Annotated in this window: 23 protein-coding genes and 1 tRNA gene; 9 read left to right on the top strand and 15 right to left on the bottom strand. The window is 69.4% G+C overall.

The features are described from left to right. Positions 1–244: 244 nt before the first annotated feature. The 4 genes from AMK22_RS24310 to AMK22_RS38570 form a co-directional block, all read right to left on the bottom strand. Positions 245–1,075, bottom strand: coding sequence for an MBL fold metallo-hydrolase (locus tag AMK22_RS24310; RefSeq protein WP_073788284.1), 831 nt, complete (start codon positions 1,073–1,075; stop codon positions 245–247). Then, a complete protein-coding gene (locus AMK22_RS24305) occupies positions 1,072–2,082 on the bottom strand; it encodes an NUDIX hydrolase (RefSeq protein ID WP_079186367.1) in 1,011 nt (336 codons plus the stop codon). The genes AMK22_RS24310 and AMK22_RS24305 overlap by 4 nt, the downstream gene beginning before the upstream one ends. A gap of 344 nt (positions 2,083–2,426) precedes the next feature. After that, positions 2,427–2,897 carry a RidA family protein gene (locus AMK22_RS24300; RefSeq protein WP_073788282.1) on the bottom strand — a complete coding sequence of 157 codons (471 nt, stop codon included), beginning with the start codon at positions 2,895–2,897 and terminating at the stop codon, positions 2,427–2,429. Next, positions 2,897–3,055, bottom strand: a complete 159-nt coding sequence (locus AMK22_RS38570; RefSeq protein WP_003967454.1) for a DUF4177 domain-containing protein — start codon at positions 3,053–3,055, stop codon at positions 2,897–2,899. Before AMK22_RS38570 ends, AMK22_RS24300 begins: the two co-directional genes overlap by 1 nt. Positions 3,056–3,137: 82 nt before the next feature. On the opposite strand from AMK22_RS38570, the gene AMK22_RS24295 reads away from it, so the two are divergent. Together AMK22_RS24295 and AMK22_RS41155 are read left to right on the top strand one after the other, a co-directional pair. Continuing rightward, positions 3,138–4,190, top strand: coding sequence for an ArsA family ATPase (locus AMK22_RS24295; RefSeq protein ID WP_073788281.1), 1,053 nt, complete (start codon positions 3,138–3,140; stop codon positions 4,188–4,190). After that, positions 4,187–5,881, top strand: coding sequence for an ArsA family ATPase (locus tag AMK22_RS41155; RefSeq protein ID WP_242434116.1), 1,695 nt, complete (start codon positions 4,187–4,189; stop codon positions 5,879–5,881). Before AMK22_RS24295 ends, AMK22_RS41155 begins: the two co-directional genes overlap by 4 nt. 118 nt (positions 5,882–5,999) lie before the next feature. Here the strand turns inward: AMK22_RS41155 and AMK22_RS24285 are convergent, their stop codons facing one another. Beyond that, positions 6,000–6,353, bottom strand: a complete 354-nt coding sequence (locus AMK22_RS24285) for a WhiB family transcriptional regulator (protein ID WP_199883305.1) — start codon at positions 6,351–6,353, stop codon at positions 6,000–6,002. 386 nt (positions 6,354–6,739) lie between these two features. On the opposite strand from AMK22_RS24285, the gene AMK22_RS24275 reads away from it, so the two are divergent. Further along, positions 6,740–9,022 carry a transglycosylase domain-containing protein gene (locus tag AMK22_RS24275; RefSeq protein ID WP_073788276.1) on the top strand — a complete coding sequence of 761 codons (2,283 nt, stop codon included), beginning with the start codon at positions 6,740–6,742 and terminating at the stop codon, positions 9,020–9,022. A gap of 283 nt (positions 9,023–9,305) precedes the next feature. Here the strand turns inward: AMK22_RS24275 and AMK22_RS24270 are convergent, their stop codons facing one another. Next, complete coding sequence (locus AMK22_RS24270) at positions 9,306–9,770, bottom strand: GatB/YqeY domain-containing protein (protein ID WP_073788274.1); 465 nt, start codon at positions 9,768–9,770, stop codon at positions 9,306–9,308. Positions 9,771–9,951: 181 nt separating this feature from the next. Here AMK22_RS24270 and AMK22_RS24265 point away from each other — a divergent pair, with 181 nt between their 5' ends. Both AMK22_RS24265 and AMK22_RS24260 read left to right on the top strand, forming a co-directional pair. Next, a complete protein-coding gene (locus tag AMK22_RS24265; protein WP_073788273.1) occupies positions 9,952–10,890 on the top strand; it encodes a metallophosphoesterase in 939 nt (312 codons plus the stop codon). 129 nt (positions 10,891–11,019) lie between these two features. After that, positions 11,020–11,093, top strand: a tRNA-Pro gene (locus AMK22_RS24260). 299 nt (positions 11,094–11,392) lie between these two features. Here the strand turns inward: AMK22_RS24260 and AMK22_RS24255 are convergent. From AMK22_RS24255 to AMK22_RS24225, 7 genes are all read right to left on the bottom strand, one after another. Next, positions 11,393–11,932 (bottom strand): Pycsar system effector family protein, encoded by a 540-nt coding sequence (locus tag AMK22_RS24255; RefSeq protein WP_073788271.1) that lies wholly within the window; start codon positions 11,930–11,932, stop codon positions 11,393–11,395. Between the two features lie 88 nt (positions 11,933–12,020). Next, positions 12,021–13,442 (bottom strand): DUF4407 domain-containing protein, encoded by a 1,422-nt coding sequence (locus tag AMK22_RS24250; protein WP_073788269.1) that lies wholly within the window; start codon positions 13,440–13,442, stop codon positions 12,021–12,023. Next, the gene (locus tag AMK22_RS24245; protein ID WP_073788267.1) at positions 13,435–14,508 is read right to left on the bottom strand and encodes a hypothetical protein; all 1,074 of its coding nucleotides are present in this window, start codon (positions 14,506–14,508) and stop codon (positions 13,435–13,437) included. Before AMK22_RS24245 ends, AMK22_RS24250 begins: the two co-directional genes overlap by 8 nt. Beyond that, entirely contained in the window at positions 14,505–16,781 is a 2,277-nt protein-coding gene (locus AMK22_RS24240) for a hypothetical protein (RefSeq protein WP_073788265.1), read from the bottom strand. Before AMK22_RS24240 ends, AMK22_RS24245 begins: the two co-directional genes overlap by 4 nt. Continuing rightward, entirely contained in the window at positions 16,774–17,586 is an 813-nt protein-coding gene (locus AMK22_RS24235; RefSeq protein ID WP_242434115.1) for a hypothetical protein, read from the bottom strand. The genes AMK22_RS24240 and AMK22_RS24235 overlap by 8 nt, the downstream gene beginning before the upstream one ends. Positions 17,587–17,676: 90 nt before the next feature. Beyond that, positions 17,677–18,483, bottom strand: a complete 807-nt coding sequence (locus AMK22_RS24230; protein ID WP_242434114.1) for a Crp/Fnr family transcriptional regulator — start codon at positions 18,481–18,483, stop codon at positions 17,677–17,679. Between the two features lie 339 nt (positions 18,484–18,822). Then, positions 18,823–19,092: a hypothetical protein gene (locus AMK22_RS24225; RefSeq protein WP_424863372.1), complete on the bottom strand. Its 270-nt coding sequence runs from the start codon at positions 19,090–19,092 to the stop codon at positions 18,823–18,825. Here AMK22_RS24225 and AMK22_RS24220 point away from each other — a divergent pair. Further along, positions 18,982–19,749: a LysR substrate-binding domain-containing protein gene (locus tag AMK22_RS24220; protein ID WP_079186377.1), complete on the top strand. Its 768-nt coding sequence runs from the start codon at positions 18,982–18,984 to the stop codon at positions 19,747–19,749. The genes AMK22_RS24225 and AMK22_RS24220 overlap by 111 nt on opposite strands. An 83-nt stretch (positions 19,750–19,832) precedes the next feature. Here the strand turns inward: AMK22_RS24220 and AMK22_RS24215 are convergent, their stop codons facing one another. Further along, positions 19,833–20,336, bottom strand: a complete 504-nt coding sequence (locus AMK22_RS24215) for an FBP domain-containing protein (RefSeq protein ID WP_073788261.1) — start codon at positions 20,334–20,336, stop codon at positions 19,833–19,835. Between the two features lie 378 nt (positions 20,337–20,714). Between AMK22_RS24215 and AMK22_RS40175 the strand changes: the two genes are divergently transcribed. Both AMK22_RS40175 and AMK22_RS24210 read left to right on the top strand, forming a co-directional pair. Next, complete coding sequence (locus AMK22_RS40175; protein WP_199883304.1) at positions 20,715–20,885, top strand: hypothetical protein; 171 nt, start codon at positions 20,715–20,717, stop codon at positions 20,883–20,885. A gap of 591 nt (positions 20,886–21,476) precedes the next feature. Further along, positions 21,477–22,280, top strand: coding sequence for an SGNH/GDSL hydrolase family protein (locus tag AMK22_RS24210; RefSeq protein ID WP_073788259.1), 804 nt, complete (start codon positions 21,477–21,479; stop codon positions 22,278–22,280). 277 nt (positions 22,281–22,557) lie between these two features. Here AMK22_RS24210 and AMK22_RS24205 read toward each other — a convergent pair whose 3' ends face one another. After that, entirely contained in the window at positions 22,558–23,394 is an 837-nt protein-coding gene (locus AMK22_RS24205) for a class I SAM-dependent methyltransferase (protein ID WP_073788257.1), read from the bottom strand. A gap of 338 nt (positions 23,395–23,732) precedes the next feature. Between AMK22_RS24205 and AMK22_RS24200 the strand changes: the two genes are divergently transcribed. Then, positions 23,733–25,592 carry a S9 family peptidase gene (locus AMK22_RS24200; protein ID WP_242434123.1) on the top strand — a complete coding sequence of 620 codons (1,860 nt, stop codon included), beginning with the start codon at positions 23,733–23,735 and terminating at the stop codon, positions 25,590–25,592. Positions 25,593–25,781: the final 189 nt, after the last annotated feature.

Below are 25,781 nucleotides of genomic sequence, written 5' to 3'. Positions count from 1 at the left end.
GACCGCACGAGGAGGCCCCGGGCCCCCGCGCGGCGGTCCGGTGCGACCGGGTCCGATCCGCTGCGACCGGTCCCGAGCCGGTGCGGCTGGTTCCGGTCCGCTCCGACCGGGGCCGGAGGCAGGGCGACCAGGGCCGATCCGATCCGGTGTGCCCCCGATCGGGCTGATCCGGTCCGATTCGAGGCTCGGCCCGGCACGATCAGGGCCCGACCCCGGACCGGAACACCGCACCAGGCCGTGCCCGCTACACCAGCCCGTGCTCGCTCAGGTACTCCAGCTGCGCCCGTACGGAGAGCTCCGCCGCGGGCCACAGAGACCGGTCCACGTCCGCGTACACGTGAGCCACCAACTCGGCCGGAGTCCGGTGCCCGGCCTCGATCGCCGTCTCCACCTGGGCCAGCCGGTGCGCACGGTGCGCGAGGTAGAAGTCGACCGCGCCCTGCGCGTCCTCCAGCACCGGGCCGTGCCCCGGCAGCACGGTGTGCACGCCGTCGTCGACGGTCAGCGAGCGCAGTCTGCGCAGTGAGTCGAGGTAGTCGCCCAGCCTTCCGTCCGGGTGCGCGACGACCGTGGTGCCACGCCCGAGGACCGTGTCCCCGGTCAGCACCGCCCGGTCGGCGGGCAGGTGGAAGGAGAGCGAGTCCGCCGTGTGGCCGGGCGTCGGCACGACGCGCAGTTCCAGTCCCCCGATGGTGATCACGTCTCCGGCGGTCAGCCCCTCGTCGCCGAGGCGGAGCACCGGATCCAGGGCACGCACCTTGGTACGGGTCAGCTCGGCGAAGCGCGCCGCGCCCTCCGCGTGATCGGGGTGCCCGTGGGTGAGCAACGTGAGCGCGATGCGGCGGCCGGCCCGTTCGGCGGTGTCGACGACCGCCCGCAGGTGCGCATCGTCCTGCGGCCCCGGGTCGATGACGACCGCGAGATCGGAGTCGGGCTCCGCGACGATCCAGGTGTTGGTGCCGTCCAGCGTCATGGGCGAGGCGTTGGGGGCGAGGACATTGACGGTACGGGGGGTCGCGGGCCCGGAGACGACCCCGCCGCGTGGCTGTCCGGGCAGCGCTGCCGCGTCGCTCATACCGGTTCACCTCCCGTACCGCGGCCCGTGCCGCCCTCTTCTCCACCCCGCGCGCCGCTCGCCGCGCCGCCCTGCGCGCCTCTCACCACGCCGCCTTCGCCCCGCGTGCCGCTTTCGGTGCCGTGCGGGGCGGCCGTCGCGTTCGGGATGTGCTTCGTGAACTCGTCGTGCCCCGGCCAGCTCAGCACCAGCTCGTCGCCCTCCAGCCTCGCCCGTGCGAGGACGGGCGCGAGGTTCTGGGAATCCGCGCCCTTCAGCGTCTCGGCCACCGTGCCGTACGGCCCGAGCGCCCGCAGCGTGGACACGGTCGGGGGCATCATCAGCAGTTCGCCCCTGTCGTACCCGTTGGCCGCCTCGCATGGGCGGATCCACACCGCGCGGTCGGCCTCCGTGGAGACGTTGCGGGTGCGCTGCCCCTCGGGGAGCGCGGCGACGAAGAACCAGGTGTCGTAACGGCGCGGCTCGAACTCGGGGGTGATCCAACGCGCCCAGGCGCCCAGCAGATCGGAGCGCAGCACCAGTCCGCGCCGGTCCAGGAACTCCGCGAAGGACAGTTCGCGGGCGACCAGCGCCGCGCGGTCGGCCTCCCAGTCGGCGCCGGTGGTGTCACTGACGACGCTGTCGGCGGTCGGGCCGGCGAGAAGGACGCCCGCCTCCTCGTAGGTCTCACGGACCGCCGCGCACACAATGGCCTGGGCCTCGGCCGGGGTCCCCACGCCGAGCCGCCCGGCCCAGCTCCCCAGCGGCGGCCCTGCCCAGCCCACGAGCCGGTCGTCGTCGCGCGGGTCGACGCCGCCGCCCGGGTAGGCGTACGCACCGCCGGCGAAGGCCATGGAGGCCCGGCGTCGCAGCATGTGGACGGCGATCCCGTCCTGGGTGCCGACGGCGGGGTCCCGGAGCAGAATCACGGTGGCGGCTCGCCGCGGCGTCGTGGGCGTCAGCTCACCTGCGGCGAGTGCCCGGATCCGGTCGGGCCATTCCGGTGGGTACCACTGACCATTCGACATGGCCGGAGGCTATCCGGAACCGCGCCGATGTTCGAGAGATGAGCTGATCCGCACATGCCCCGTACATACACGCCTCCAGACCTGCATACACGCCCGCATCCCTGCCGCCGTTCACGCAGCCCGTGCATGCCGGAATGTGCCCGCTGCACATGCCACCGTGCGCGTGCCGCACATGCCACCGTGCGCGTGCTGCACAAGCCACGCACGTGCGCACGTACGCCCCCTGTGCACACGATCCCGCCCGGGCGTGCCGACCGGGCGGGATCAGGGGTTCCGGCGGTGTGGAAGGGGCGGGAACGGCGGCGACGGGACTTCCGTACGCCGCACGCTCACGGGCCCGCGCCTCAGCCCTCGGCCAGCTCGACCTGGACCTCGACCTCCACAGGAGCGTCCAGCGGCAGCACCGCGACGCCCACGGCGCTGCGCGCGTGCACGCCCTTTTCGCCGAGGACCGCGCCCAGCAGCTCGCTGGCCCCGTTGAGCACGGCGGGCTGGCCGGTGAAGTCGGACGCCGAGGCGACGAAGCCCACGACCTTCACGACCCGGACGATCCGGTCCAGATCACCGGCGACGGACTTCACGGCGGCCAGCGCGTTGAGCGCGCAGGTCTTCGCCAGCTCCTTGGCCTCGTCGGGCGTGACCTCGGCACCGACCTTGCCGGTGACCGCGAGCTTGCCGTCCACCATCGGCAGCTGGCCGGACGTGTACACGTACACGCCCGACCGCACGGCCGGCTGGTACGAGGCCAGCGGCGGCACGACGTCCGGCAGGGTCAGCCCGAGCTCGGCGAGCTTCGACTCGACGACGCCCGCCATTACGCCTTCTCCCGCTTCAGGTAGGCCACGAGCTGCTCGGGGTTGTTCGGGCCGGGAACGACCTGGACCAGCTCCCAGCCGTCCTCGCCCCAGGTGTCCAGAATCTGCTTGGTCGCGTGCACGAGCAGAGGCACGGTCGCGTATTCCCACTTGGTCATGGCCCGACTGTAATGCCTGTGCAATCCCGGGCACGCGCAGCCTCGTGCGTAGCCTGCGGCCCGACTGGTTAGGCTCGAATACGTGAGCAGGTTCCAGGTCGTCAGCGGCAAGGGTGGTACCGGTAAGACCACGGTCGCCGCCGCCCTCGCGCTCGCCCTCGCGACCGAGGGCAGGCGCACCCTCCTCGTGGAGGTCGAGGGCAGGCAGGGCATCGCCCAGCTCTTCGAGACGGAATCGCTTCCGTACGAGGAGCGCAAGATCGCCGTCGCCCCGGGCGGCGGCGAGGTCTATGCGCTGGCGATCGACGCGGAGCGCGCCCTGCTCGACTATCTCCAGATGTTCTACAAGCTCGGCAGCGCCGGCCGCGCGCTCAAGAAGCTCGGCGCGATCGACTTCGCCACCACCATCGCGCCCGGCGTGCGCGACGTGCTGCTGACCGGCAAGGCGTGCGAGGCCGTGCGCCGCAAGGACAAGCAGGACCGGTACGTCTACGACTACGTGATCATGGACGCCCCGCCCACGGGGCGCGTCACCCGCTTCCTCAACGTGAACGACGAGGTGGCCGGGCTGGCCCGGATCGGCCCGATACACAACCAGGCACAGGCCGTCATGCGGGTGTTGAAGTCCCCCGAGACCGCGGTCCATCTGGTGACGCTGCTGGAGGAGATGCCCGTCCAGGAGACCGCGGACGGCATCGCCGAGCTCCGGGCCGCCGAGCTTCCGGTCGGCCGGGTCATCGTGAACATGGTGCGACCGCATCTGCTGGACGAGGACGCGCTGCGCACGGCCGCGGGCGGACGCCGCAAGGAGATCGCCAAGGCTCTGACCCGCGCGGGCGTCACGGGTTCCGCCGGGCTCGTACGCCCCTTGGTCGAGCAGGCCGCCGAGCACGCCCAGCGGGTCGAGCTGGAACGCGAGCAGCGTGCGGTGCTCGCGGGGCTCGGGCTCCCGGGTTATGAACTCCCGCTGATCGGCGAGGGAATGGACCCGGCGGGGCTCTACGACCTGGCGACCGAGCTGCGCAAGCAGGGCGTGGGGGACGAAGCGGCCGAAGAACCGGGGGCGGACACACCGGGTGCCGTGGGGCTGGGACACGGAACCGGACACAGGGGTGGACAAGGGGCGGGCGCATGAGACAGGGCACGGGCTCGGGTGCGGAGACGGCCCCCGCGCTGGACACCGACGCGCTGCTCGACGACCCCGGCATCCGAATCATCGTGTGCTGCGGTTCGGGCGGGGTCGGCAAGACGACCACCGCCGCCGCCCTGGGCGTACGCGCGGCCGAGCACGGCCGCAAGGTCGTCGTCCTCACCATCGATCCGGCCCGCAGGCTCGCCCAGTCCATGGGCATCGACTCGCTGGACAACGTCCCGCGCCGGGTCCCCGGCATCGACGGCGAGGGCGCCGGCGAACTGCACGCCATGATGCTCGACATGAAGCGGACCTTCGACGAGATCGTGGAGGCCCACGCGGACGCCGAACGGGCCCGCGCGATTCTGGAGAACCCCTTCTATCAGTCCCTGTCGGCCGGATTCGCGGGCACGCAGGAGTACATGGCCATGGAAAAGCTCGGCCAGCTGCGCGCCCGCGACGAGTGGGACCTGATCATCGTCGACACCCCGCCGTCCCGTTCCGCGCTGGACTTCCTGGACGCGCCGAAGCGGCTCGGCTCGTTCCTGGACGGAAAGTTCATCAAGCTGCTGATGGCCCCGGCGAAGGTGGGCGGCCGGGCGGGGATGAAGTTCCTCAACGTCGGCATGTCGATGATGACCGGCACTCTCGGCAAACTGCTCGGCGGCCAGTTCCTGCGCGACGTACAGACCTTCGTCGCGGCGATGGACACCATGTTCGGTGGCTTTCGTACCCGGGCCGACGCCACGTACAAGCTGCTGCAGGCGCCCGGTACGGCGTTCCTCGTCGTCGCGACGCCGGAGCGGGACGCGCTGCGCGAGGCGGCGTACTTCGTGGAACGGCTCGCATCGGAGGACATGCCGCTGGCCGGTCTGGTGCTCAATCGCGTCCACGGCAGCGATGCCGCACGGCTTTCCGCCGAACACGCCCTGGCGGCTGCGGAAAACCTCGACGCGATCGGCATTGTGGATCAGGAGGAAGGGAAGGCTGCACTTTGTGACCCGGCCGACCGACCGGTCGCCTCTCCCGAGAACGCCCCCACGGCCGCCGTCGAGCACGGGGAACACCAGGACCATCAGGAACGCCGGAAAGACCGGAAACACGCGGAACACGAAGAGCACGGGGAGCACGAGGAAACAGAAGACCAGGATTCACAGGAATCACAGGGCTCACGGAACCCTCGGGACTCACGAGACCTACGAGACCTACGAGACCCGCAGGATTCGGACGATGACCGCGGACCGGAAACGTCCCCGAAAACCCCGATTTCGCTGAAAGCCCCGGCCTCATCGACCGCAGATCCGGATGGCGCGGGTCCGGACGACACGGATGCGAATGACCTTGATCCGGATGGTACGAATCCGGAAGCTGCGGATGCGGACGGCTCGGATCCGGCGGCGGATCCCGAACTCACGAACTCATCGGTCTCCGCAGCGCCGGGCATGCTTACGAACCAGGAGACGTACGCCTCCGCCTCCGTCGAGCAGTTGACGGCGGCCCTCCTACGCCTGCACGCGGAGCGCATGCAGGTGGTCGCGCGCGAGCAGCGCACACGCGACAGTTTCACCGCACTGCACCCCGAGGTGGCCATGACCGAAGTGGCCGCACTGCCCGGTGACGTGCACGACCTCGCGGGCCTCAGGTCCATCGGTGACCGACTCGCGGCCGGATCGATCGACGGCCGGGCCACATAACCGTCCGGGCCCGACGGCGGGGCCGCGTGACCGGCCAGGCACGGTCCGCTTCGCAATCGGGGCGAGGCACTCCGGACATCCGCCCGAGGGCGCATCCGCGCAACCACCTGCGCCCGCCTCATCCCACAGCGGCGTACCTCTCGTGCAGTTCGTCGTCGTCCAGTCCGATCGCCACGGGCAGGATGCCTCCCGTGGACTGCTCGTACTCGCTGCGAGCGGTCTCCAGCAGCCGGCGCCAGGACGTGACGGTGGGCCGCCTGCGCAGCAACGCACGGCGCTCCCGTTCCGTCATTCCGCCCCACACGCCGAATTCGACGCGGTTGTCCAGAGCGTCGGCCAGGCACTCGGTCCGCACCGGGCATCCGGTGCACACCGCCTTGGCCCTGTTCTGCGCTGCTCCTTGTACGAACAGTTCATCCGGATCAGTAGTGCGGCAGGCTGCCTGCGCACTCCAGTCGGTTACCCAGCCCATCACGGCGCCGTCCTCTCCCGAATCGAGGCTCCCCCACGGCGGTAGCGGCATATTCACCGCTGCCAGTTGAGGACGTTACGGAAGGTGGCGACAGCACAACACCCCCTTCGGGCCCAATCTTGAATGGCCCGAACGGACTATGCGTATGCGGCAGATCACCCAGGGGAGTGAGGTGAGGACATACGCCAATATCCCCTAAGAATCAGGACAGTTCTCCCAGATCGCAACGGACTTTCAATGACACACGCGGCGAATTCGGAAGCGCCCTGACTCCTGGCCGGATCTCGCACGGGGGTTGGTGCGGAACCGGACTGCTGTGACAGTTGAGTGCAGCTTAGGCCAAGGCATATACGTGTGTCCGGCGAATGAGAACGTAGGCTGCCCCCATGCCAAAGAAGCGCTCGGGCGGGGGTCTCTCGACGACCCAGCAGGCCGCCAAGTTCCTCGGTGTCGCCGCGCTCTCCGGAGTCGTGCTCGCGGGCATCGCGCTGCCGGCCGCCGGAGCCCTGGGGCTCGCCACCAAGGGAACGGTCGAGGGATTCGACGAGATCCCGGCCAACCTCCAGACCCCGCCGCTGAGTCAGCGCACCACGATCCTCGACAGCAAGGGCGGACTCATCGCCTCCGTGTATTCGCGTGACCGCACGGTGGTGAAGCTGAAGGACATCTCGCCGTACATGCAGCAGGCGATCGTGGCGATCGAGGACGCCCGTTTCTACGAGCACGGGGCGATCGACCTCAAGGGCATCCTGCGCGCCCTGAACCGCAACGTGCAGACCGGCGGAACCGCGCAGGGCGCCTCGACGCTCACCCAGCAGTACGTGAAGAACGTGTTCGTCGAGGAGGCCGGTGACGACCCGGACAAGGTCGCGCAGGCCACGCAGCAGACCATGGGCCGCAAGATCCAGGAGCTGAAGTACGCCATCCAGGTCGAGGAGAAGCTCGGCAAGAAGCGGATCCTGGCGAACTACCTCAACATCACCTTCTTCGGTCAGCAGGCGTACGGCGTCGAGGCCGCCTCCCAGCGCTACTTCTCCAAGTCGGCGAAGAACCTGACGCTGGAGGAGTCCGCGCTGCTGGCCGGGGTCGTGCAGTCGCCGAGCCGCTTCGACCCGGTCAACGACCCGAAGGAGGCGACCAAGCGCCGCAACATCGTGCTCCAGCGGATGGCCGACGTCGGCTCCATCACACAGGCCGAGGCCGACAAGGCGAAGGCGAACCCGATCAAGCTGAAGGTCAAGAAGCCGAAGAACGGCTGCATCACGGCCGTCAGCGGCGCCGGGTTCTTCTGCGACTACGTGCGCAACGTCTTCCTCACCGACCCCGCCTTCGGCAAGACCAAGGAGGACCGGGCCAAGATCTGGAACCAGGGCGGCCTGACGATCCGCACGACGCTCGACCCGCAGTCCCAGCAGTCGGCGCAGAACTCGATCAAGAACCACGTCTACAAGACGGACAAGGTCGCGACGGCCGTGACGCTGGTCCAGCCCGGCACGGGCAAGATCATGGCGATGGGCCAGTCCAGGCCGTACGGCTTCGGGCCCAACGAAACCCAGTACAACTACTCCGTCGACAAGGACATGGGCGGCTCGAACTTCGGCTTCCCGACCGGTTCGACGTTCAAGCCGTTTCTCGCCGCGGCGGCCCTGGAGGGCGGCAAGCCGGCGACCCAGGCCTACTCGTCCCCGTACGAGATGGACTACCCGGACACGGTACGGACCTGCGGGAAGCCGTGGGTCAACGACCGTGTGCCGAAGTATCACCTGGAGAACGAGAACGAGTCCGAGCGGGGCCCCTACGCGCTGAAGGAGGCGATGGAGAAGTCCGTCAACACCTACTTCGTGCAGATGCTCGAGGACATCGGCATGTGCCCAGTCTCCCAGATGACCGACAAGCTGGGTGTGGTGCAGGGCGACGGCAGCAAGCTGCCGCAGAACCCGTCCACCCTGACCCTCGGCTCCGACGGCCTGTCCCCGCTGACGATGGCCAGCGCGTACGCCGCCTTCGCCAACCGCGGCACGTACTGCACGCCGATCGCCATCGAGTCGGCCAGGACGGCGGACGGCAAGTCGCTCCCCGTGCCGAAGAGCAAGTGCTCGACGGCCATGTCCCAGACGACGGCCGACACCGTCAACTCCCTGCTGCGCGGGGTGGTCGACTCCGGTACGGGTCAGCAGGCGGGGCTCGGCAGCCGCGACAACGCGGGCAAGACCGGTACGACCGACGCCCGCAAGAACGCCTGGTTCGTCGGTTACACGCCGAACCTGTCCGGCGCTGTATGGGTCGGCAGCCCGTCCCAGGACGTCGAGATGGTGAACATCAACATCGGCGGCGTGTACCAGCCCAAGGTGTACGGCGGGCAGGTACCCGGACCGATCTGGCGTGACGCGATGACGGGCGCCCTCAATGGGCTGCCCGCCCCCTCCTTCAACACCATCAACATCCCGGACCCGGCGAAGAGCCAGAAGCCTGATCCCGGCAAGGGCCGGCCCGGCGACGGAGACGACCGACCGGATCGCCCCGACCACCCCGGCGGGCCCGGTCATGGGCCGGGCGGGCGCCCCGGCGGCAAGAACCCGTTCCCCGGCTTCACCATCCCGCCGGACCTGATCGGTGGGAACAACGGAAACCCCCAAGGCCAGGGCAACGACGGAACGCAGGGGCCCTGACCCGTATCCGTACAGGGCGTACGACGAAGGTGGGGCTCCCGGACCGGTCGCGGTCCGGGAGCCCCACCTTCGTCGTACGTGCCGCGCGGCGGTCGTACGTGCCTGCGCGTTCGTCACATGTACCAGATGTTCATCGCCTCGTACAGGACGTTCGTCGCGTCGTACCTGCCGCGCGCATCCGCCATACCGCGCGCATCCGCGTCCATCCGGACGCCCTGCGCATCCGCACGTACCCCGCACGCGCTCGGCATGCCATGCGAGTGCGCTCCGCGCGGCGGCGGTCTCAGCCCGCCAGGAGCTTCTTCACGGCGGCCGCCACACGGCCGCCGTCCGCCCGCCCCGCGACCTTGGGGGTCACGATCTTCATGACGGCACCCATGGCCCGCGGTCCCTCGGCCCCGGCGGCCTTCGCCTCCTCGACACCGGATGCCACGATCGCGGCCAGCTCGTCGTCGCTCAGCTGCTTCGGCAGGTAGGCGTCGAGGATCTCGCCCTCCGCCTTCTCCCGCTCGGCCTGCTCGGTCCGGCCGCCCTGGGCGAACGCCTCGGCCGCCTCACGGCGCTTCTTCGCCTCCTTGGCGATCACCTTCTGCACCTCGTCGTCGGAGAGCTCGCGCGCCGACGTGCCGCTGACCTCCTCCTTCGCGATGGCGGTGAGGGTCAGGCGGAGCGTGGACGAGGTCAGCTCGTCACGCGCCTTGATGGCCGTGGTGAGGTCTTCCTGCAGCTTGGACTTGAGCGTGGTCATGTGCTGATTGTGGCAGGTACACGGCCTCCGCCGCCCGCAGGTTTCTCCCGAGTCCCCGCGGCTTCCCCGAGCCGCCGCTCTCCCGTCACGCTCCGACCGCTCTCGTGTCCCGGCCCCGCAGCGCCGGTCTCCGGCCCCGCCGCCTTTTCGGGCGCGGCACCGCGTCTGCGACGATGGACACATGCGTGCACGCTACGGACTTCCCCTGAAAATCACGGCAGTCGGCGCGGCGATCGGGGCGGCCGGCCTCGCCTACGCCGCCGGATTCGAGGCCCGCTCGTTCCGCCTCCGGCGGGTGGCCGTACCCGTCCTTCCGCAGGGGGCGCGCCCGTTGCGCGTACTGCAGATCTCCGACATCCACATGGTGAGCGGCCAGCGCAAGAAGCGCGCCTGGCTGCAGTCGCTGGCAGGTCTGCGCCCCGACTTCGTCGTGAACACCGGCGACAACCTCTCCGACCCCGAGGCCGTACCCGAGCTGCTCGACGCGCTCGGCCCGCTGATGGGGTTCCCGGGTGTGTACGTCTTCGGCTCCAACGACTACTACGGCCCCAAGCCCCGCAATCCCGCCCGCTACCTCGTCGAGAAGGTCCAGGGCAGGCACGGCCTCAACGGGAACGCCCCCGTGGTCGGCGCCGTCCACAACCCGTGGGAGCCCATGCGCGACGCCTTCGACGAGGCGGGGTGGCTCGGTCTGTCCAACACTCGCGGTCACCTCAAGATCGACGGCCTGGACATCGCCTTCACCGGCCTCGACGACCCGCACATCAAGCGCGACCGCTACGCCGAGGTGTCGGGCGGCCCCGAAACGGGCGCCGACCTCTCCATCGGCGTCGTCCACGCCCCCTATCTGCGCTCCCTGGACGCCTTCACCCGGGACGGTTACCCCCTGATCCTGGCCGGTCACACTCACGGTGGCCAGCTCTGCGTCCCCTTCTACGGGGCCCTGGTCACCAACTGCGACCTGGACACCGACCGGGTCAAGGGCCTCTCCTCCCACGCCGCCGGTGGCCACCGGTCCTACCTCCACGTCTCCGCGGGCTGCGGCACCAACCGCTACACCCCGGTCCGCTTCGCCTGCCCCCCGGAGGCGACCCTCCTGACCCTGACGCCCCGCGACTGATCCCGCGCCCCACGCCCGGCGTCGACGGCCGCCGCCGGGCTCGGCCCCGTGAGCAGGACATAAACCGGATTTCGTCTGCGGGCTCGGGTGGGCTAAAGTAATCGATGTCGCCGGGAGACCGGCGACGATCGGGGTGTAGCGCAGCTTGGCAGCGCGCTTCGTTCGGGACGAAGAGGTCGTGGGTTCAAATCCCGCCACCCCGACAGCTGAAATACCAGGTCAGGGGCCTGATCCGCGAAAGCGGGTCGGGCCCCTGAGTGGTTTTCCAGTCGAGCAGACATCGGTCGCACACCCTCCAACGCGTAGCCTCACCAGTGCCAGCATCAGAGAGAGAGTGCCATCACCGACGTCGGTGGCCCCGGGCGGGACCGGCGCAGCGTGCCACACCGACGCTCCGGCTCGCTCCCTGCACGCCACCCGCTCCGCAGTGAGCGGGAGCGGCCATGCCCCACCGCTTCGCGTTGCGATCGGATGGCCTGCCCTCCGTCCTGTCCGGGTTCCGCTAAGTCGATGCTCCTGTCACTATGCCCAGCAGCGTGAGGGCGAAGAAGACCGCGGCCCAGGCCAGTGCGTGCCGTATACAGCGGAATTTGATCCAGGCGATGTGGGACAGGGTCGCCAGTTGACTCAGGTCCCGGTACACGGGGTCGGTACGGCGGACCGCCCGCTCCATGTGTGTGACCGACATCGCCAGCCTCGCGTCACCGAAGTAGTGAGTACGCGAGCGGCGGGGGCTTCCAAGCCGTGGAGCCACGGCCAGGCCCAGCAGGACGACTGCTGGTACGCAGGCGGCGCATCCCACCCAGAGAAGGAGCTGCGGCACGACCGGGTAGTTTCGCAGGGCAATGATGCCGCTGCCGATCGCGCCGAGCAGGGCGGTCAGGGCCGCACCCAGGGACGCCAGCATGAGGCCGGCCTTGTTGTCGGCCCTTGCGAGTTCCTCACGAGCCTCGAACAGCAGGACTCTCGCGAGTTGCGCACCATGGCCGGCCGCCGTGTTGGTGCCCAGGTCCGTGTCGGAGTCGCCTCTGGGTGTGGTCATAGCTCGCACTCCTTCCGTCAGTGTCTGGCGGCCGCCCCGGCGCGCGGGGCGGCCGTGGTGCTGTGTTCCTGGTGGATGGCTGATGTGTTCAGACCGTCGACGAGCGGCGGATCTCGTCCTCCAGCGAGTTCACCGCTTGTCGGACCCGGATGTTCATCGCTGCTGCATGCTCCCGGAACGCCGCCTCCGACTCGGCGCGATGACGCCGGACCGTCTGTTCGATGGCGTCCTGGGCTATCTCAAGGTCTGCGATGGCCCGACGTTCGGCAAGCCGGACTTCCTCGCCATGAATCTTGACCGCGCTGTTGCTTTCGCTGGTGAGCATCCGGTCGTACGCGGTCTCGCCGGTCAGGTACTTCACCAGCACCGGGAGCACATCCAGGAGCACGAACAGCAGGCGCACCAGCCAGATGCCCACGAACAACACCGGATTCCCACTCGCGAGTTCATCAAGCGTCCGGATCCGTTCCAGGACACCGATCTCCTTCTGCTTGGCGCGTTCCTCGTCCAGCCGCCGCTCGATGCCGTCGGCCCGTGCCTTGAGGAAGGAACCACGTGACGAGGTCAGCCCGGCCTCGATCTTCGAGATACGGGTGTTCATGCCGACAAGGCGCTTCTCGTTCTCACTGGTGCGATGGGTGGTCCGGTAGTCCTGTGCCTTCTCGCGCAGACGCAGGCACTCGGACGTCCGCTGATACAAGCCGGTGGCGGCTATGCGGATCAGTCGGCGGCATTCGTCCCGTACCTCGGAGTCGATGGCTTCCAGTCTGGTGGTGTCCCGGTCGACCCGCTTCTGCAAGGCGGCTGCGTCCGAACGCAAGGCGGTCAATTCCTCGACCCGTTCCGCCGGCGTCGCGCGGAAGGAGAGGACGTACCGCCTGTCGCAGTCTTTCAGGGCGACGGTCTGTGTCGTGGGTGGCACCGGGTTGCAGCGAACCAGGTTCGTACGCATCCTGTCGATGACGTCGGTGCGTTCGTCCGCGACGCGTTCCTCGATGGCTGTCTGGAAAATGCGCAGCACCAGCGGCTCGGCAATCACAGCGCCGAGCAGCAGGGCGATCAGCAGGCGCGTGAGGAGAGGCCCGACCCGTCGCCGCATGTTCGGCTGCGGTGTGACCAACCAACGGTCGAGGTTGAGCACGAACAGCATCCATATGACGGTCGGAACCAAGGCAGCGACGGAAACCCCGCCAAGTGCCTCAGCCGCGAAGTTCCACATGGAAAACGCCGCAATGACGGAGGTACCGAGCACCACCCCGCCGAGGGCCGTGTACTTGCTCCGCTCGTACTTGACTCTGGCCAGCAGTTCCTCGTCAACGCCGGTCAGGGCACGCAGACGTCGTGCGGCGTCGGACTCAAAGCGCCGACGGGTGGTCTCGGCCGGGGCACCATCGCCGGTATTGCGGAAAGTGGTTCGGCCGTTCGCAGTATGAGAAGCAACTCCATCGCCGGTGTCCTGGCTGCCCACCGCGCCGGAAGCAGTCGCATGGTTCGTCAAGGAGTCAGCCAACGAGATCGTCCTCGTCCTTGACGAAGCCACCCTGCGGGTCGCACGAGGCGTCCGAGCCCGCTGCCGTACGGCCGGGACGTGCCTGTCCCGGCCCGACCATGCGGGCAGTGTCCACAGCGGCTCCGATGCCGGGCGTGGCCTGGCCGCGCGTCTCCCGCAGAACCTGCTCCAGGACCTGGTGGTAGTCGACATACTCGCTGCCGCCCATCTGTCGCAGCAGCGTCAGCAGCATTTCGCGGCGCATCTGCGCGTCCTCCGTCTCCAGAGCCTGCGCGTGGGTCCGCTCCGCAGTATCGGCCTGGTGACGGCGGGCCGACTCCTCGTCGGTGATTCGGTGGACGCGCGCTGCCACTTCGGTGACGTCGATCTCCTTCCGGGCAATACCAAAGGCGTCCACGTGGTCGGACCCCTGGGAGAGGAGTTCCGCGATCCGGAGTGTGTCCTGGGTCTCGAAGTCACGCTGTCCCCGCTGGAGTTCCCGGGCACGCCGCTCGTCACGCAGCTTCTGTTCCCAGTCCCGCAGGTCGTCCGACGCGTGTACCTCGGCATTGACGAACTCGACGCTCATGCCCGCGACACGTGGGGGCACGATCGCACTGTAGGCAGTCATACGGTGGCCGGCCTCGATGCGCACCGCGTTGATCTCTTCCACGCGGTGCCCGGCACTCACCCTCGGCAGGTCGCTGTCTCCCATCAGATAGGCCCGCAAGGGAACAGTGACGTCGACGATGCCCTGCCTGGCGATAACGGTCGGGTCGGTCACCTGGCAGGTGAAGGAGGCCCGCATCGTGAAGTTGTCCGCCTCGCTCACCGACGGCAGTGGTCGCTCCACATCGACCAGGCGGGCCCGGGTGTCGACCAGGCTGACCGAAGAGGCGTCGAGCACGTCGGGGTGAGACGGGTCGAACACCATGCCCTCGGGAAACGTGCGGTAGTTCCCACCGACCCTGAGGACGTAGACGGCTCCGGGCGGCAGCGACGGCACATCGTCGCGACGACGGCGGCGAGACCACCACGTGCCCTGGACGGTGGCCAGGATGTGCTCGGCAATGACCGGGTAGTTCACTTGCTTCGGCCTCCTTGAGCAGAAGGGAAAGGAACGACGGATACGACGGAGGCGGTGGAATGCCGGGAGTCCGCCGGCGCCCGGCCTCGCAGGGATCCGAGGAGCACCTGCGCCAACTCGCGGGCACCGGGGGCCGCGTAGTCGGGGTGCTTCAGCGCGATGGACAGGTGGTAGCACAGCGCTGCCCACTGCCGTTGGCTCATGGCGTGCCGCATGGATTCGCCGAGTTCGCGTACGGCGCCGGTGACGGACGGATCGTCCCGCAGCTGCACCAGTGTCCGGCACAGTGCGCCGACCGCCCGGCTCCGGTTGGTGCTGTGCAGGACATCGGCCCACAGCGCCCCGAGATGGCGCTCGCTGTCCGGGACGGTACGCAGCAGTGCGGCGGTGAGGGGCTCGGTGGCATCCAGCCGGACGGCTTCGAGGAGCTGGACAGCGGTCTTCAGCGCTATCGATCGCTCCCGGGAGCCCGGCGCTGCCTTCGCGATCACGGTCCGTACATACCGGAGGATGAACAGGACGCGTTCGGAGTCCTGTTCAGCGGTCTGCAGCAGCAGGACCAGGGAACGGCGCGCAGAAGACGCAATGCGCTCGCCCCGGTGCGTCAGGAACCACAGCCAGTTGAGTGCCTGCAGACGGTAGAGCGAACCCAGGCGGCCGGTCAGTGCCATGGCCGCTGTCACGGCACGCCCGGCACCGCTTCTGTCCACCCAGCCCAGGACGATGTGCAGGGCCTGCGGGGTGAGATGTTCGACGTCGCACATGAACTGGAGCGTCAGCGCTGCGGTCACCCGCTGGCTGGTGATGCCCTCGGACCACACCTTCAGCAGGTTCTCGTCGACATCGACCAGCGCGTACCGGGCCAGCAGCGCGACGCCCCGGGCCACCTCCGTCCGGGTGTCCAGGTCGCCCTGCAACGCGAGATCGTTCAGCCACTGGCGCAGCGGATACCAGAGCCCGTAGCCGTACAGGTCGTGCAACTCTGCGATCACAAGCTCGCGGATGCGCGGCGAGGTGAAGACCAGGCGCCGCTCACTGCGGCCGACGTCCCGGCCCGGCCCAGGACGGTACTCGGTCGTCACGAGGCCCACCGCTCGATCTCTCCACCGTGCCCGGGACTGGTCGGCCACCACGCCGCCCAACGACGTTCCGGTCGAGCCGTCCGGTTCCGCGACCGGCGTCTCGCCGCTCTGCTCCCAGCTGCGCACATGAGCGGCAAGGGCGGCGCACTCCTTCTCGAATGTCCGCTCCGGGATGCCCTCCAAGAAAGCCAGGGCGGCGAGCGGAAGCAGGTCGTCCGCGGAGGGTGGCGTACGGAACCACTCCTGGACCTGCTCCCGGTGCCGGTCCCGCAGTGTGTCCAGCGCGGCCTCCATGCCTTCCTGGGACAGAGCTACGGCCGCAGCGACGACATCTGCCGGCCGCCGCTGTTCGCCGACCCGCTCCAGCAGTTCCTTCTCGGCGTCCGGCTCGAAGCCGGCATGCGGCAACTCGCCCCTGCAGTGTTCAAACAACTCAAAGGGGGCCGGCGCCTGCCACGCCACACAGTGTTCCCGCAGTGCCAGCCGCCGGCGGGTCGTATCCCCTGCCGTGATCACCAGGTACGACCCTTTGCGGCGAAGCTCCTCACTCAACCGCCCGATCCCGAATGCCTGCACAGCCCCGATGTGCAGCTCGCCGACGTAGTCGAGGATGACGTACCCCTGTCCCGGCCTGAGGTCCCGCGAAGCAGCCAGCTCGGCGAGGGCGTTGGCGGGCGACAGGCTGCGCAGTCTGGCTTCCTTGCCCAGGATCTCCCTGAGCAGAGCAAGGGAACCAGCGCCCCGGCCGCAGTGGTTCGGACCCGTCAGCACCACGAGAGCGTTCTCGCGCAGCTTGCCGAGCGCCTCGTCGTAGCAGGGCTGCGGCGGAACGAAGAACCGCAATGCCCGGTCCGTCTCCTCAGGGACTACGGTGCCGGGGGCGAGTCCAGGGGATGAGACGGCGCCGAAGCCGAAAGCCGCTCCAGCGGCATCGACGACACCGTAGAAATTGTTGTTGACAAGCTGGTGGACGCGGCGCAGATCGTCATAGCCCCGGTCGTCCTCCTCCCGTTCGTCCTGCTCCTTGCGCCGCTCGAAGTCTGTGTCCGCTCCGGGATCCGGGCCGAGAGGATCTTCCCCGGCCTCCGGCGCACCGCCGGCGCCGTCCTGCGCGGATGGTGCGACGTCCTCGTCGAAGGCGGGACCGGACGGCACGTCCGGCCCGTCGTCCGGGTTCGAAGTCTCAGCCACCAACGCTCCCGAATCCGAAGACGGAACCCCGGGCGTCCAAGGAGCCCTCCACGTTGGTGACACTGATCGATTCAGCCCGGTATTTCTGACTGATTCCCCTGCCACCATCAGCGCCGCATGCGGCGGCCGGTTCGGGCCGGCTCCGCGCAGGATCCTCCGGCGCCGGAGCCGCAGGCTTCCCCGCTTCCGCGGTTCCGGGCCGGAGTGAGGCAGCGGCCGGTGCGCCAAGCGCGGGCACACGCAGCCAGGCCGTGCCCTCGTACTCCTTCACCTGGACGGTGACCTGGGCGAAGTCCTCAACTCGCAGGGTCGTATGTCCACCTGCCACCGTGGACCGGAAGACATCATCGGACAGCAACAACGCCAAGTCGGCATGGGGCTGCACGGCCAGTGCGTCATAGAGCTGAGGCGCGTTCAGCAGACGCGCCGTGGCCGCGACGGCCGAACCGGCAAAGCCGTTCTCGGCCAACTCCACCAGGCCCAGGTGGATAACGGACCGTAGCCGCATCCGTGCCTCAGGCACCCGCTGGACGTTGTACTCACGCAGCTCGGCGACGAGGTGGCGGATGTAGTCGTCGACCAGACGTGACTCAGCACCGTCCAGAGGTCGCACCGCGAGCTGCTCGTCTCCCTTTCGCTGAATGTGCCACTGGGTGCGGTCGAGGCCGGCACCCCTGGCAGCACGATCGAGGAGCCGCGGCAGGTCATGCTGGATTTCGGACTGCCTGCGGTCGTTCTTGCTGCCATACGCCTGCGCGTCAACGGCTATGCAGGTGCACGGATAGAACCCGGCCCACTCAACCACCCGATCATTCCTCTCTGAGCAGGGCATGGGCACAACGCCCACGAAGTGCTGCCCGAGAGGCTAGGAGAGAGAGCGTGCAGTGATCCCGTATCAATACGGGTTGTCAGCAACGACTTTGGCGAATTCAAGCAGTTTCGGAACGTCACAGATGGTTATGCTTCGGTAACTGCGCTCCACCAGCCCCTTGGCTGTCAGCGTGGCCAGGCTCTTCTCAGCCGTGTTGAGGGCGAGTCCGGCCAACGACGCAAGCTCCCTCTGAGTGAGCGTCACTCCCAGCTCGCACCGCTTGCCGCCACCGTCCGGCACGGGCTGTGCGTAGGCCTGACTCAACTCGGCCAGGACCCGGGCCAGCCGGGTCAGCGAGTCGTACGCTTGAAAGTCGATCCGACGCCGGTTGGCCCAGCGCAACCGGGCGCACAGCATGTGAAGAATGGCCCGCATGGCATCCGGGTGGCGGGTGAGGAAGGTTTCCAGCGCCCGCGCCTGGATGATCCGGGCGGTCACATCGCTGCATGCGATCACCATGCCGGACCTGGGGCGCTCCTCGAAGGCTGCCATCTCACCCACCAGGTCACCCGCTATACGGACGGCAAGCAGCATGTCGTAGCCGCTCTCCGCGCTGGCGACGACCTTCACGACACCGCTTGTGATCAACAAGATGTGCCTGCCCTCGTCTCCCTGCTGCAGCAGCGCGCGATGGGGCGGATAGGCGATCAGCGTGCCTTGCCCGAGCAGTTCATCGCGCGTCGTACTCCGCAACCGGCCGAGAAAGGTGGACGGCGGCCACCTATGGTTCACCAGTACCCCCGACGATCTCGTTCCGCGGCGCAGCGGACCGTTCAAGTGCCTGACCATGCTGCCGTCGAGTCGTGTACCGGAAGATCGGCTGGTCGGCATGTGGCCAGTTTTAACGCTCCGCAGCCGAAGTTGACCGAATAGGCATCCTTTACGAGAGCAATCAGTTCATGGACAAGGAGAGGGAACCCCGCTCCCATGCCAGAGTCCACAGACCCGACCGATCAGTGCTCTCGCAAAGGATGGAGGTCGCTGGTCGGCTGGGTTTTCGGCGGGACCGCGAGCGGGTAGAGGCAGCACCGGCCGACAGCGGCGATCCGGAGCAGCTGTGAAAGCAAACACAGCTGGCTGCGCGTCAAGGCTTCCCCGGACAGCGTGAGCCGCGGCGGTCCGCCGCCGTGTGCTCGCGAACTCGAAGCATCCAGGTGCGGAGGTCCGGGCCTACCGGATCCGGTAGATCCGACCTGTCTGCGCACCCTCGATCGAGCGGACGTACGCCGTCGCCACCCGGGCCGCCGGGACCGCCTCCATGCCGGCGAAGAAGGGTCCGTAAGCGGGCAGGGACTCCTCGGCCACCGCCGGACTCACCGCGTTGATGCGCTGGGGCGGGAGCTCGATCGCGGCGGCCCGCACGAACGCCTCCACCGCGCCGTTCGCGGCGGACGCCGCCGCTCCGGCCACCACCGGCTGCTCGGCGACGATTCCGCGCACGGACGCACGATCCTCGCCCACCTGGACGCGGCCCTCGCCGAAACCCGTGCGGTCCCCCGCCCCCTGCGGATCGGCTACACCTGCGCGGTGCTCGGACGACAGACCGTCCCGCTGCTCCGTTCCTGGCGCCGCGCACACCCGCACATCCCGCTCGACGTGGTCCGGCGGGACAACAGCACCGCGGGCCTCGCCACCGGGGACACCGACGTGGCGATACTCCGCACCGTCCCCGCCGAGCCGCGCATCCGCACCGAGGCCCTCTACACGGAGGACCGGGTCGCCGCAGTCCCCGACGACCACCCGCTCGGGGACCGGGACCAGGTGCTGCTGGCCGAACTCACCGCCCGCCCGGACCTTCCGCTGGCCCTGTGGCCCGACACAGGTACCACTTCACCGGACCTGTGGCCGCCACAGCACCGCCCGGCCCGAACGGTCGAGGTGGGCAACGTGGACGAGTGGCTGAACCTCATCGCCGCCGGCGGCGCCTTCGGCCTCGGCGCGGCCGGCACGGCGGAGAGTCATGGCCACCCGGGCATCCGCTTCATCCCGGTCTCCGACGCCCCCGCCGCCACGGTCTACCTCGCCCGTCCCGTCCATCCCACGCATCCGCTGATGGAGGACTTCCTCGCGGCGGTTCGGGACGTGGTGAGCGGCTGAAGCCGGAGCCTGTGCCCGCCCCTCGCGTCCTGCTCGGCAGGCAGGCGGGCGGCGTCAGCGGGCAACCGTCGCATCCGCCCAATTCACCCCGCGGTGACCTTGGCCGCGAAGGCGTCCAGGTTCTCCGACATGCGGGCCAGGCGCTCGTCCAGGCCGAGGGATTCCTCGTACCGTCCGGCACGCAGTTTCGGTTGCCGCTTGCCGCGCACGTACAGGGGGCAGGCGAGGTCCGCGCAGATGTAGATGCCGATCGTGTTGCCCTCGCGGCCGCGAGGGCCCGCCAGCGGAGCGGCGAGCAGAGTGACGCCCGAGGAGGCGTGGCCGGTCAGGCAGATCTGGCAGAGGCTGGACTTCACGGCGCTGGTACGCCGCATCGAAGGCACCCGCAGCGAGATCCCCAACGGGCCCTCCGCACGGGGCAGCACCAGGTGGGCCTTCAGCGGCGCTCCGGGATCCACCCATCCCAGGAAGTCCAGGTCCTCCCAGGGAAGTTCGGCGAAATCGAGTGGCAGCCGGAGCCGGGCCGCATCCCCTTTGGTGCAGTTCACGAAGGATGAGCGGATCTGTTTCTCAATGAGCGGTTCCACAACCGTCGACCATATGCCCGACGGGGGCGAACCGCATTCGAATATCGGCGGGAGCGGGGCGGGCCGGACGGATCACGGACGGCGACGGAGGCGTCGCACCGCCTGACGCACGAGCCGCCCTACCACCTGCCGCACGCCCTGTCCGGCCCCTACCCCCTGCCTCCTGCCTCCTGCCCACCGACTGTCGCACCACCTGTCGCAGCCCCGCCGCGACGCCCGTCGCGACACCTGTCGAGGTCGGCCCTCAGGGCGCCGCCCCGGCGCCCGCCGCCCGTTCGGAAGCACGCTCCGCGACTCGCGCCCGATATGCACATTTCGTACGCATATGCGAATCTGAGAGTGGCCCATCGTCCGAGATCCGCCACAGGAGGCACGATCGTGGGCAAGAAGCAGAGTCGACAGAATCGCGGCGCCCGCACCGGTGGCCACGAACGCAGCACCGCTCCGGACACAAAGGAGAAAACGCAGCCGCCCCCCACCGAGAACACGGTGCGTTCGATCTCGGAGCAGGTCTCCCACCGGAAGCAGCGGAGGTTCGGCCACAATTGATCTCCGCAGGCCGCGACCACTGAACCCGTAGAACCAGACCCACCGCCCTCCGTGGCGGCGCCCCGCGCAGGGATGCCGCCACGGAGGGCGGTTTTTTGATGCCCGCACCCGGCGACCAGGCCCCGACGATTGGACCTTCTGCCGCCCGGGCCTCCCTCCGCCCGGGCCTTCCCTCCGCCCGGCCCCCCCTGTCGCCCGGCTCCGCCGACACCCTGCCCCTCCCGTCACTTGAGGCCCCCGCGACTCGGGGGTCCCGCCGTGTCGGGGGCCTGTCATGTCGGGGTCGCGCCGCGTCGGGGGCCTGCCGCCCAAGGCCGATTCCGGCCTTGACTACCGGCTCCGACGCCGACACACCCCCCGCGATGGCACGACGGATGGTTCGGCAGGGTCGGCAAGTGAACCGAAAAACACCATTCTCAGGTGCGGCCAGAGGTTTATCTACGCGCGAAGCTCGTACACCCGAACGATCATTCGGGCATATCAGACCAGTTCTTGCTCAGCTATTACCGGCCAGTACCCAGAGCTGCTAGAAACATGGCGCCCCATCAACCCCCCCCCACCCATTCCCCACACTTCGGAGGGCTGACAGCCATGTCAGTACGGCGTTTCTGGGCGTCCGCTTCCACCCTGGTCCTCGCCGCCGCGGCCGCTCTGGGCGTTGCCCAGCCGGCCTCGGCGAACTCCGTAGCCACTGGTGGCTACGTCGCTCTCGGCGACTCGTATTCCTCCGGCGTCGGCGCGGGAAGCTACCTTTCCGACAGCGGCGACTGCCGTCGCAGCACCAATGCCTACCCCTACCTCTGGGCCGCCGCCAACTCACCCTCCTCGTTCACCTTCGTCGCCTGTTCGGGCGCCACGACGAGCTCCGTGGCGAGCACCCAGCTGGGTGCTCTCAACTCGTCCACCGGTCTGGTCAGCGTCACCGCGGGCGGCAACGACGTGGGCTTCGCCGATGTCATGCAGGACTGCGTGCTGTCCAGCGAGGCCACCTGCCTGAGCAGTGTCGGCTCGGCCGTGTCCCAGGTGCAGAACTCCCTGCCGTCACGTCTGAGTTCGCTCTACGGCTCCATAAAGACCCGTGCCCCGAAGGCTCATGTGGTGGTGCTGGGGTACCCGCGCTTCTACAAGCTGAGCGGCAGCTGCGTCGCCGGGCTCTCCGAGAAGAAGCGCGCGGCCATCAACGACGCGTCCGACATCCTGAACGGGGTCATCGCCAAGCAGGCCGCCAACGCCGGGTTCACGTACTCCAGCGTGGTGGACGAGTTCACCGGGCACGAGCTGTGCTCCGGTGACGCGTGGCTCCACAGTGTGTCGGTCCCGGTCTACAACTCGTACCACCCCAAGGCGGCCGGGCAGTCGGGCGGCTACCTTCCGGCCTTCCGCTCGGCGGCGTAGTAGGCGGCCAACGGCGAAGCCCGAAAGTCGAGGGCCCAAGCCAGAGGGCCGAAGGCTGGAGAACGAAGGGCGAAAAGTCGAAAAGTCGCGCGGAAAGCGCGGGCGCCTGGGTACGGCGGGCCGGCCGGAAGCATGCGTCTCCGGCCGGCCCGCCACGGCCTTCGACCTCCGTCTCTTACGGGTCCGCGCCCGTAGACCCGGCGGTCCTGGCCGGAACCGGCCCGTGAGCGGGCGGGAAGCGGCCGGGGAGGGGAGAGTCGGGGCGCGCGATGGACCATCAGGAGTCGGACGGGCGTGACGCCTTGATCGAGTACATCAGCGGGATCCGCGGGCGGTCGGCGGGGAAGCGGTAGAAGCCGTCGCCCTGCCGCTCCAGCGCCGAGAACCGGGCGAAGAGCGAGACGTCGTGCTCGTGCAGGAACTCGATCCGCAGGCCCGTCGCGGCCAGCGCCGACACCACATCACCGATCGGGTGCTGCCATTCGACACTGCGGTTGTGGACGGTCGGCGCGTCGAAGTCCGTGTACGTGCCCGGGGTTTCTTCCACCCACGCGTCGCGACAGAAGTAGTCGTGGACGATCTCCCTGCCGGTCGAGTCGTCGAGGCAGTCGGTGATCGGATGGAACTCCGCGAGGTAGAGGAAACCGCCCGGCGCGACGAGCGACGCGGCGACCTCGGCCCAACGCCTGATACTGGGAAGCCAGTTCAATGCGCCGATGCCGGTGTAGACGATGTCGTACGACGGGTCCGGAACGGCCTCGGCGGCGTCGTGGACGTCGGCGGTGACGAACGTCGCCCGTTCTTGGGGAAGTCCGATCTCGCGGGCCAGGCGGCGCGCCGTCTCGACAGCCGGTTCCGAGAAGTCCAGACCGACGACGCGCGCCGCGCCGTGCCGGGCCCAGGAGAGGGTGTCCACTCCGATATGGCACTGCAGATGCAGCAGCGACTTGCCCGTGACGTCACCGACCTCCGCACGCTCGAAGTCGCGCAGGGCGTCCTTGCCCGCGCGGAAGGAGTCGAGTTCGTAGAAATCGCTCGCGGTGTGGATGGGGACCCGTTCGTCCCAGCGTGCGCGGTTGGCCTGGCGCCAGTCGGCGGGGGTCTCTGCATGCATGCCGGGGAGGTTATCCACAGGCTGAGGGCAATGCGAACGAATTGTCGGCGTTCCGGCGCAGAATGGGGACCATGACTGAGATCACTGGCTCGACGGCTCCCATCTCGCGGGCGACCACCCCCGCGCCCACGCCCGAGTCCGGACAGACGTCCCCGGCCGGGTCCGGACAGACGCCCGCGGCCGGGTCCGGGCCGACCGATGCGCCCGTGGCGGGGACCGAGAGCCCGGTCGCCGACGGGGGCGGAGCGGGTGCGGTCGCCGACGGGGGCGGAGCAGCACCGACCGGCGACGCGGCCGTCGGAGCTCATGCGGTCGGCGAGGAGGCGGCGGGCACGTCCATGCCGGTGTGGGAGCAGCGCTTCCGCGCGCCCAGGGTGTCGCTGCCCGACTGGGCCGAGGACGCGCCGGACCGCGCGCTGTTCGTCTCCAACGCGACGGGGACGTACGAGCTGTACGCATGGGACCGCGCCACCGGCGAGCAGCGCCAGGTCACCGACCGGCCGAACGGGACGACGGAGGGCGTGCTGACGCCGGACGGCGAGTCGATCTGGTGGTTCGACGACACCGACGGGGACGAGTTCGGGGTGTGGATGCGCCAGCCGTTCCACGGCGCCGACGGCGAGGGGCCCGTGGACGAACCGGCGGCGCCCGGTCTCGCCCCCTCGTACCCGGCGGGGCTCGCGATCGGGCGGGACGGTACGGCGGTGATCGGCCGCTCGACCGACGAGGACGGAACGACGATCCATGTCGTGCGCCCCGGGGCCGCCCCGGTCGAGATCTACCGCCATCGTGAGTCGGCGAGCGTCGGCGATCTCAGCCATGACGGGACGCTGATCGCTCTGGAGCACACCGAGCACGGCGACGCGATGCACTCCACGCTGCGTGTGATGCGGCCCGACGGGTCCACGGTCGCGGAGCTGGACGACACCGAGGGCGGTACGAAGGAGCTGGGGTTGTCCGTGCTCGGCTTCGCGCCCGTCGCCGGTGACAACAGGCTGCTGGTCGGACATCAGCGTCGCGGGCGCTGGGAGCCGATGATCTGGGATCCGGTGGCGGGCACGGAGACGGACCTCGGGATGGATCTGCCGGGCGATGTGGGCGCCGAGTGGTATCCGGATGCCTCCGCGCTCCTGGTCGTGCACGGGTTCGAGGCCCGCAGCGACCTGTGGCGGTACGAGCCGGGGGCGGGCGCGCCTCCCGTCCGGGTGGAGACCCCCGCGGGATCGGTCTCGGGTGCCACGGCCCGGCCGGACGGCACGGTGGAGTACCTGTGGTCGTCGGCCGCGCAGCCGCCCGTCATCCGGTCGACATCGGGCGCGGTGGTGCTCGATCCGCCCGGCCGGAAGGCCCCGGCGTCCGTGCCGGTGGAAGACGTATGGGTGGACGGGCCCGGGGGCCGGGTCCACGCACTCGTACAGCGGCCCGCCGCCCCGGCCGAAGGGCCGTTCCCCACGGTGTTCGAGATCCACGGAGGGCCGACCTGGCACGACAGCGACGCCTTCGCGTCCGGGCCCGCCGCGTGGGTGGACCACGGCTACGCGGTCGTCCGCGTCAATTACCGGGGTTCCACCGGGTACGGCCGAGCCTGGACGGACGCGCTCAAGCACCGGGTCGGCCTGATCGAGCTGGAGGACATCGCCGCGGTGCGGGAGTGGGCGGTGGCTTCGGGGCTCGCCGACCCGGCGAAGCTGGTTCTGGCCGGTGGCTCCTGGGGCGGTTATCTGACCCTGTTGGGCCTCGGCACCCAGCCGGAAGCCTGGGCGGTGGGCCTGGCGGCCGTGCCGGTCGCCGACTACGTCACGGCGTACCAGGACGAGATGGAGGACCTGAAGGCACTGGACCGCACCCTGCTGGGCGGCACGCCGGAGGAGATCCCTGAGCGCTTCGCGGCCTCGTCCCCGCTGACGTACGTCGACGCCGTCCGGGCGCCGGTCCACATCTCGGCGGGGGTCAACGACCCGCGCTGCCCGATCCGCCAGATCGAGAACTACGTGGACCGGTTGAAGGGGCGCGACGCCGTGCACGAGGTCTATCGGTACGACGCGGGGCACGGCTCGCTGGTCGTGGAGGAGCGGATCAAGCAGGTCCGCCTGGAGCTCGACTTCGCCCGACGCCACCTGGCCGCGGACGCCCCTGCCCCTGCCCCTGCTGACACTCCCCCGTCCGGCGGTGCCTCCGCGCCCACGTCCGGCGCCTGAAAGAGGCACGGCGGCCGGAAGCCTGAGGAACGACACACGGAGGACGGGGGGGGACAGCGGGGACGGGGGCGGAAGACGGGGGACGGAAGCCACGCCGGGTGGTGGGGACGGCGCGCCGTGCGGGGGGCTCGGGGACGGTGCGCGTACGCGGACTCGGGGCGTGTCGGCCCCCATCCGGCGGGACCGCGC

This window comes from Streptomyces sp. CB01580 (assembly GCF_001905795.1).
In the GTDB taxonomy this organism is placed as follows: Bacteria; Actinomycetota; Actinomycetes; order Streptomycetales; family Streptomycetaceae; genus Streptomyces.
Note: the sequence above shows the minus strand (reverse complement) of the source record. Positions and strands in the feature narration are given on the sequence as shown.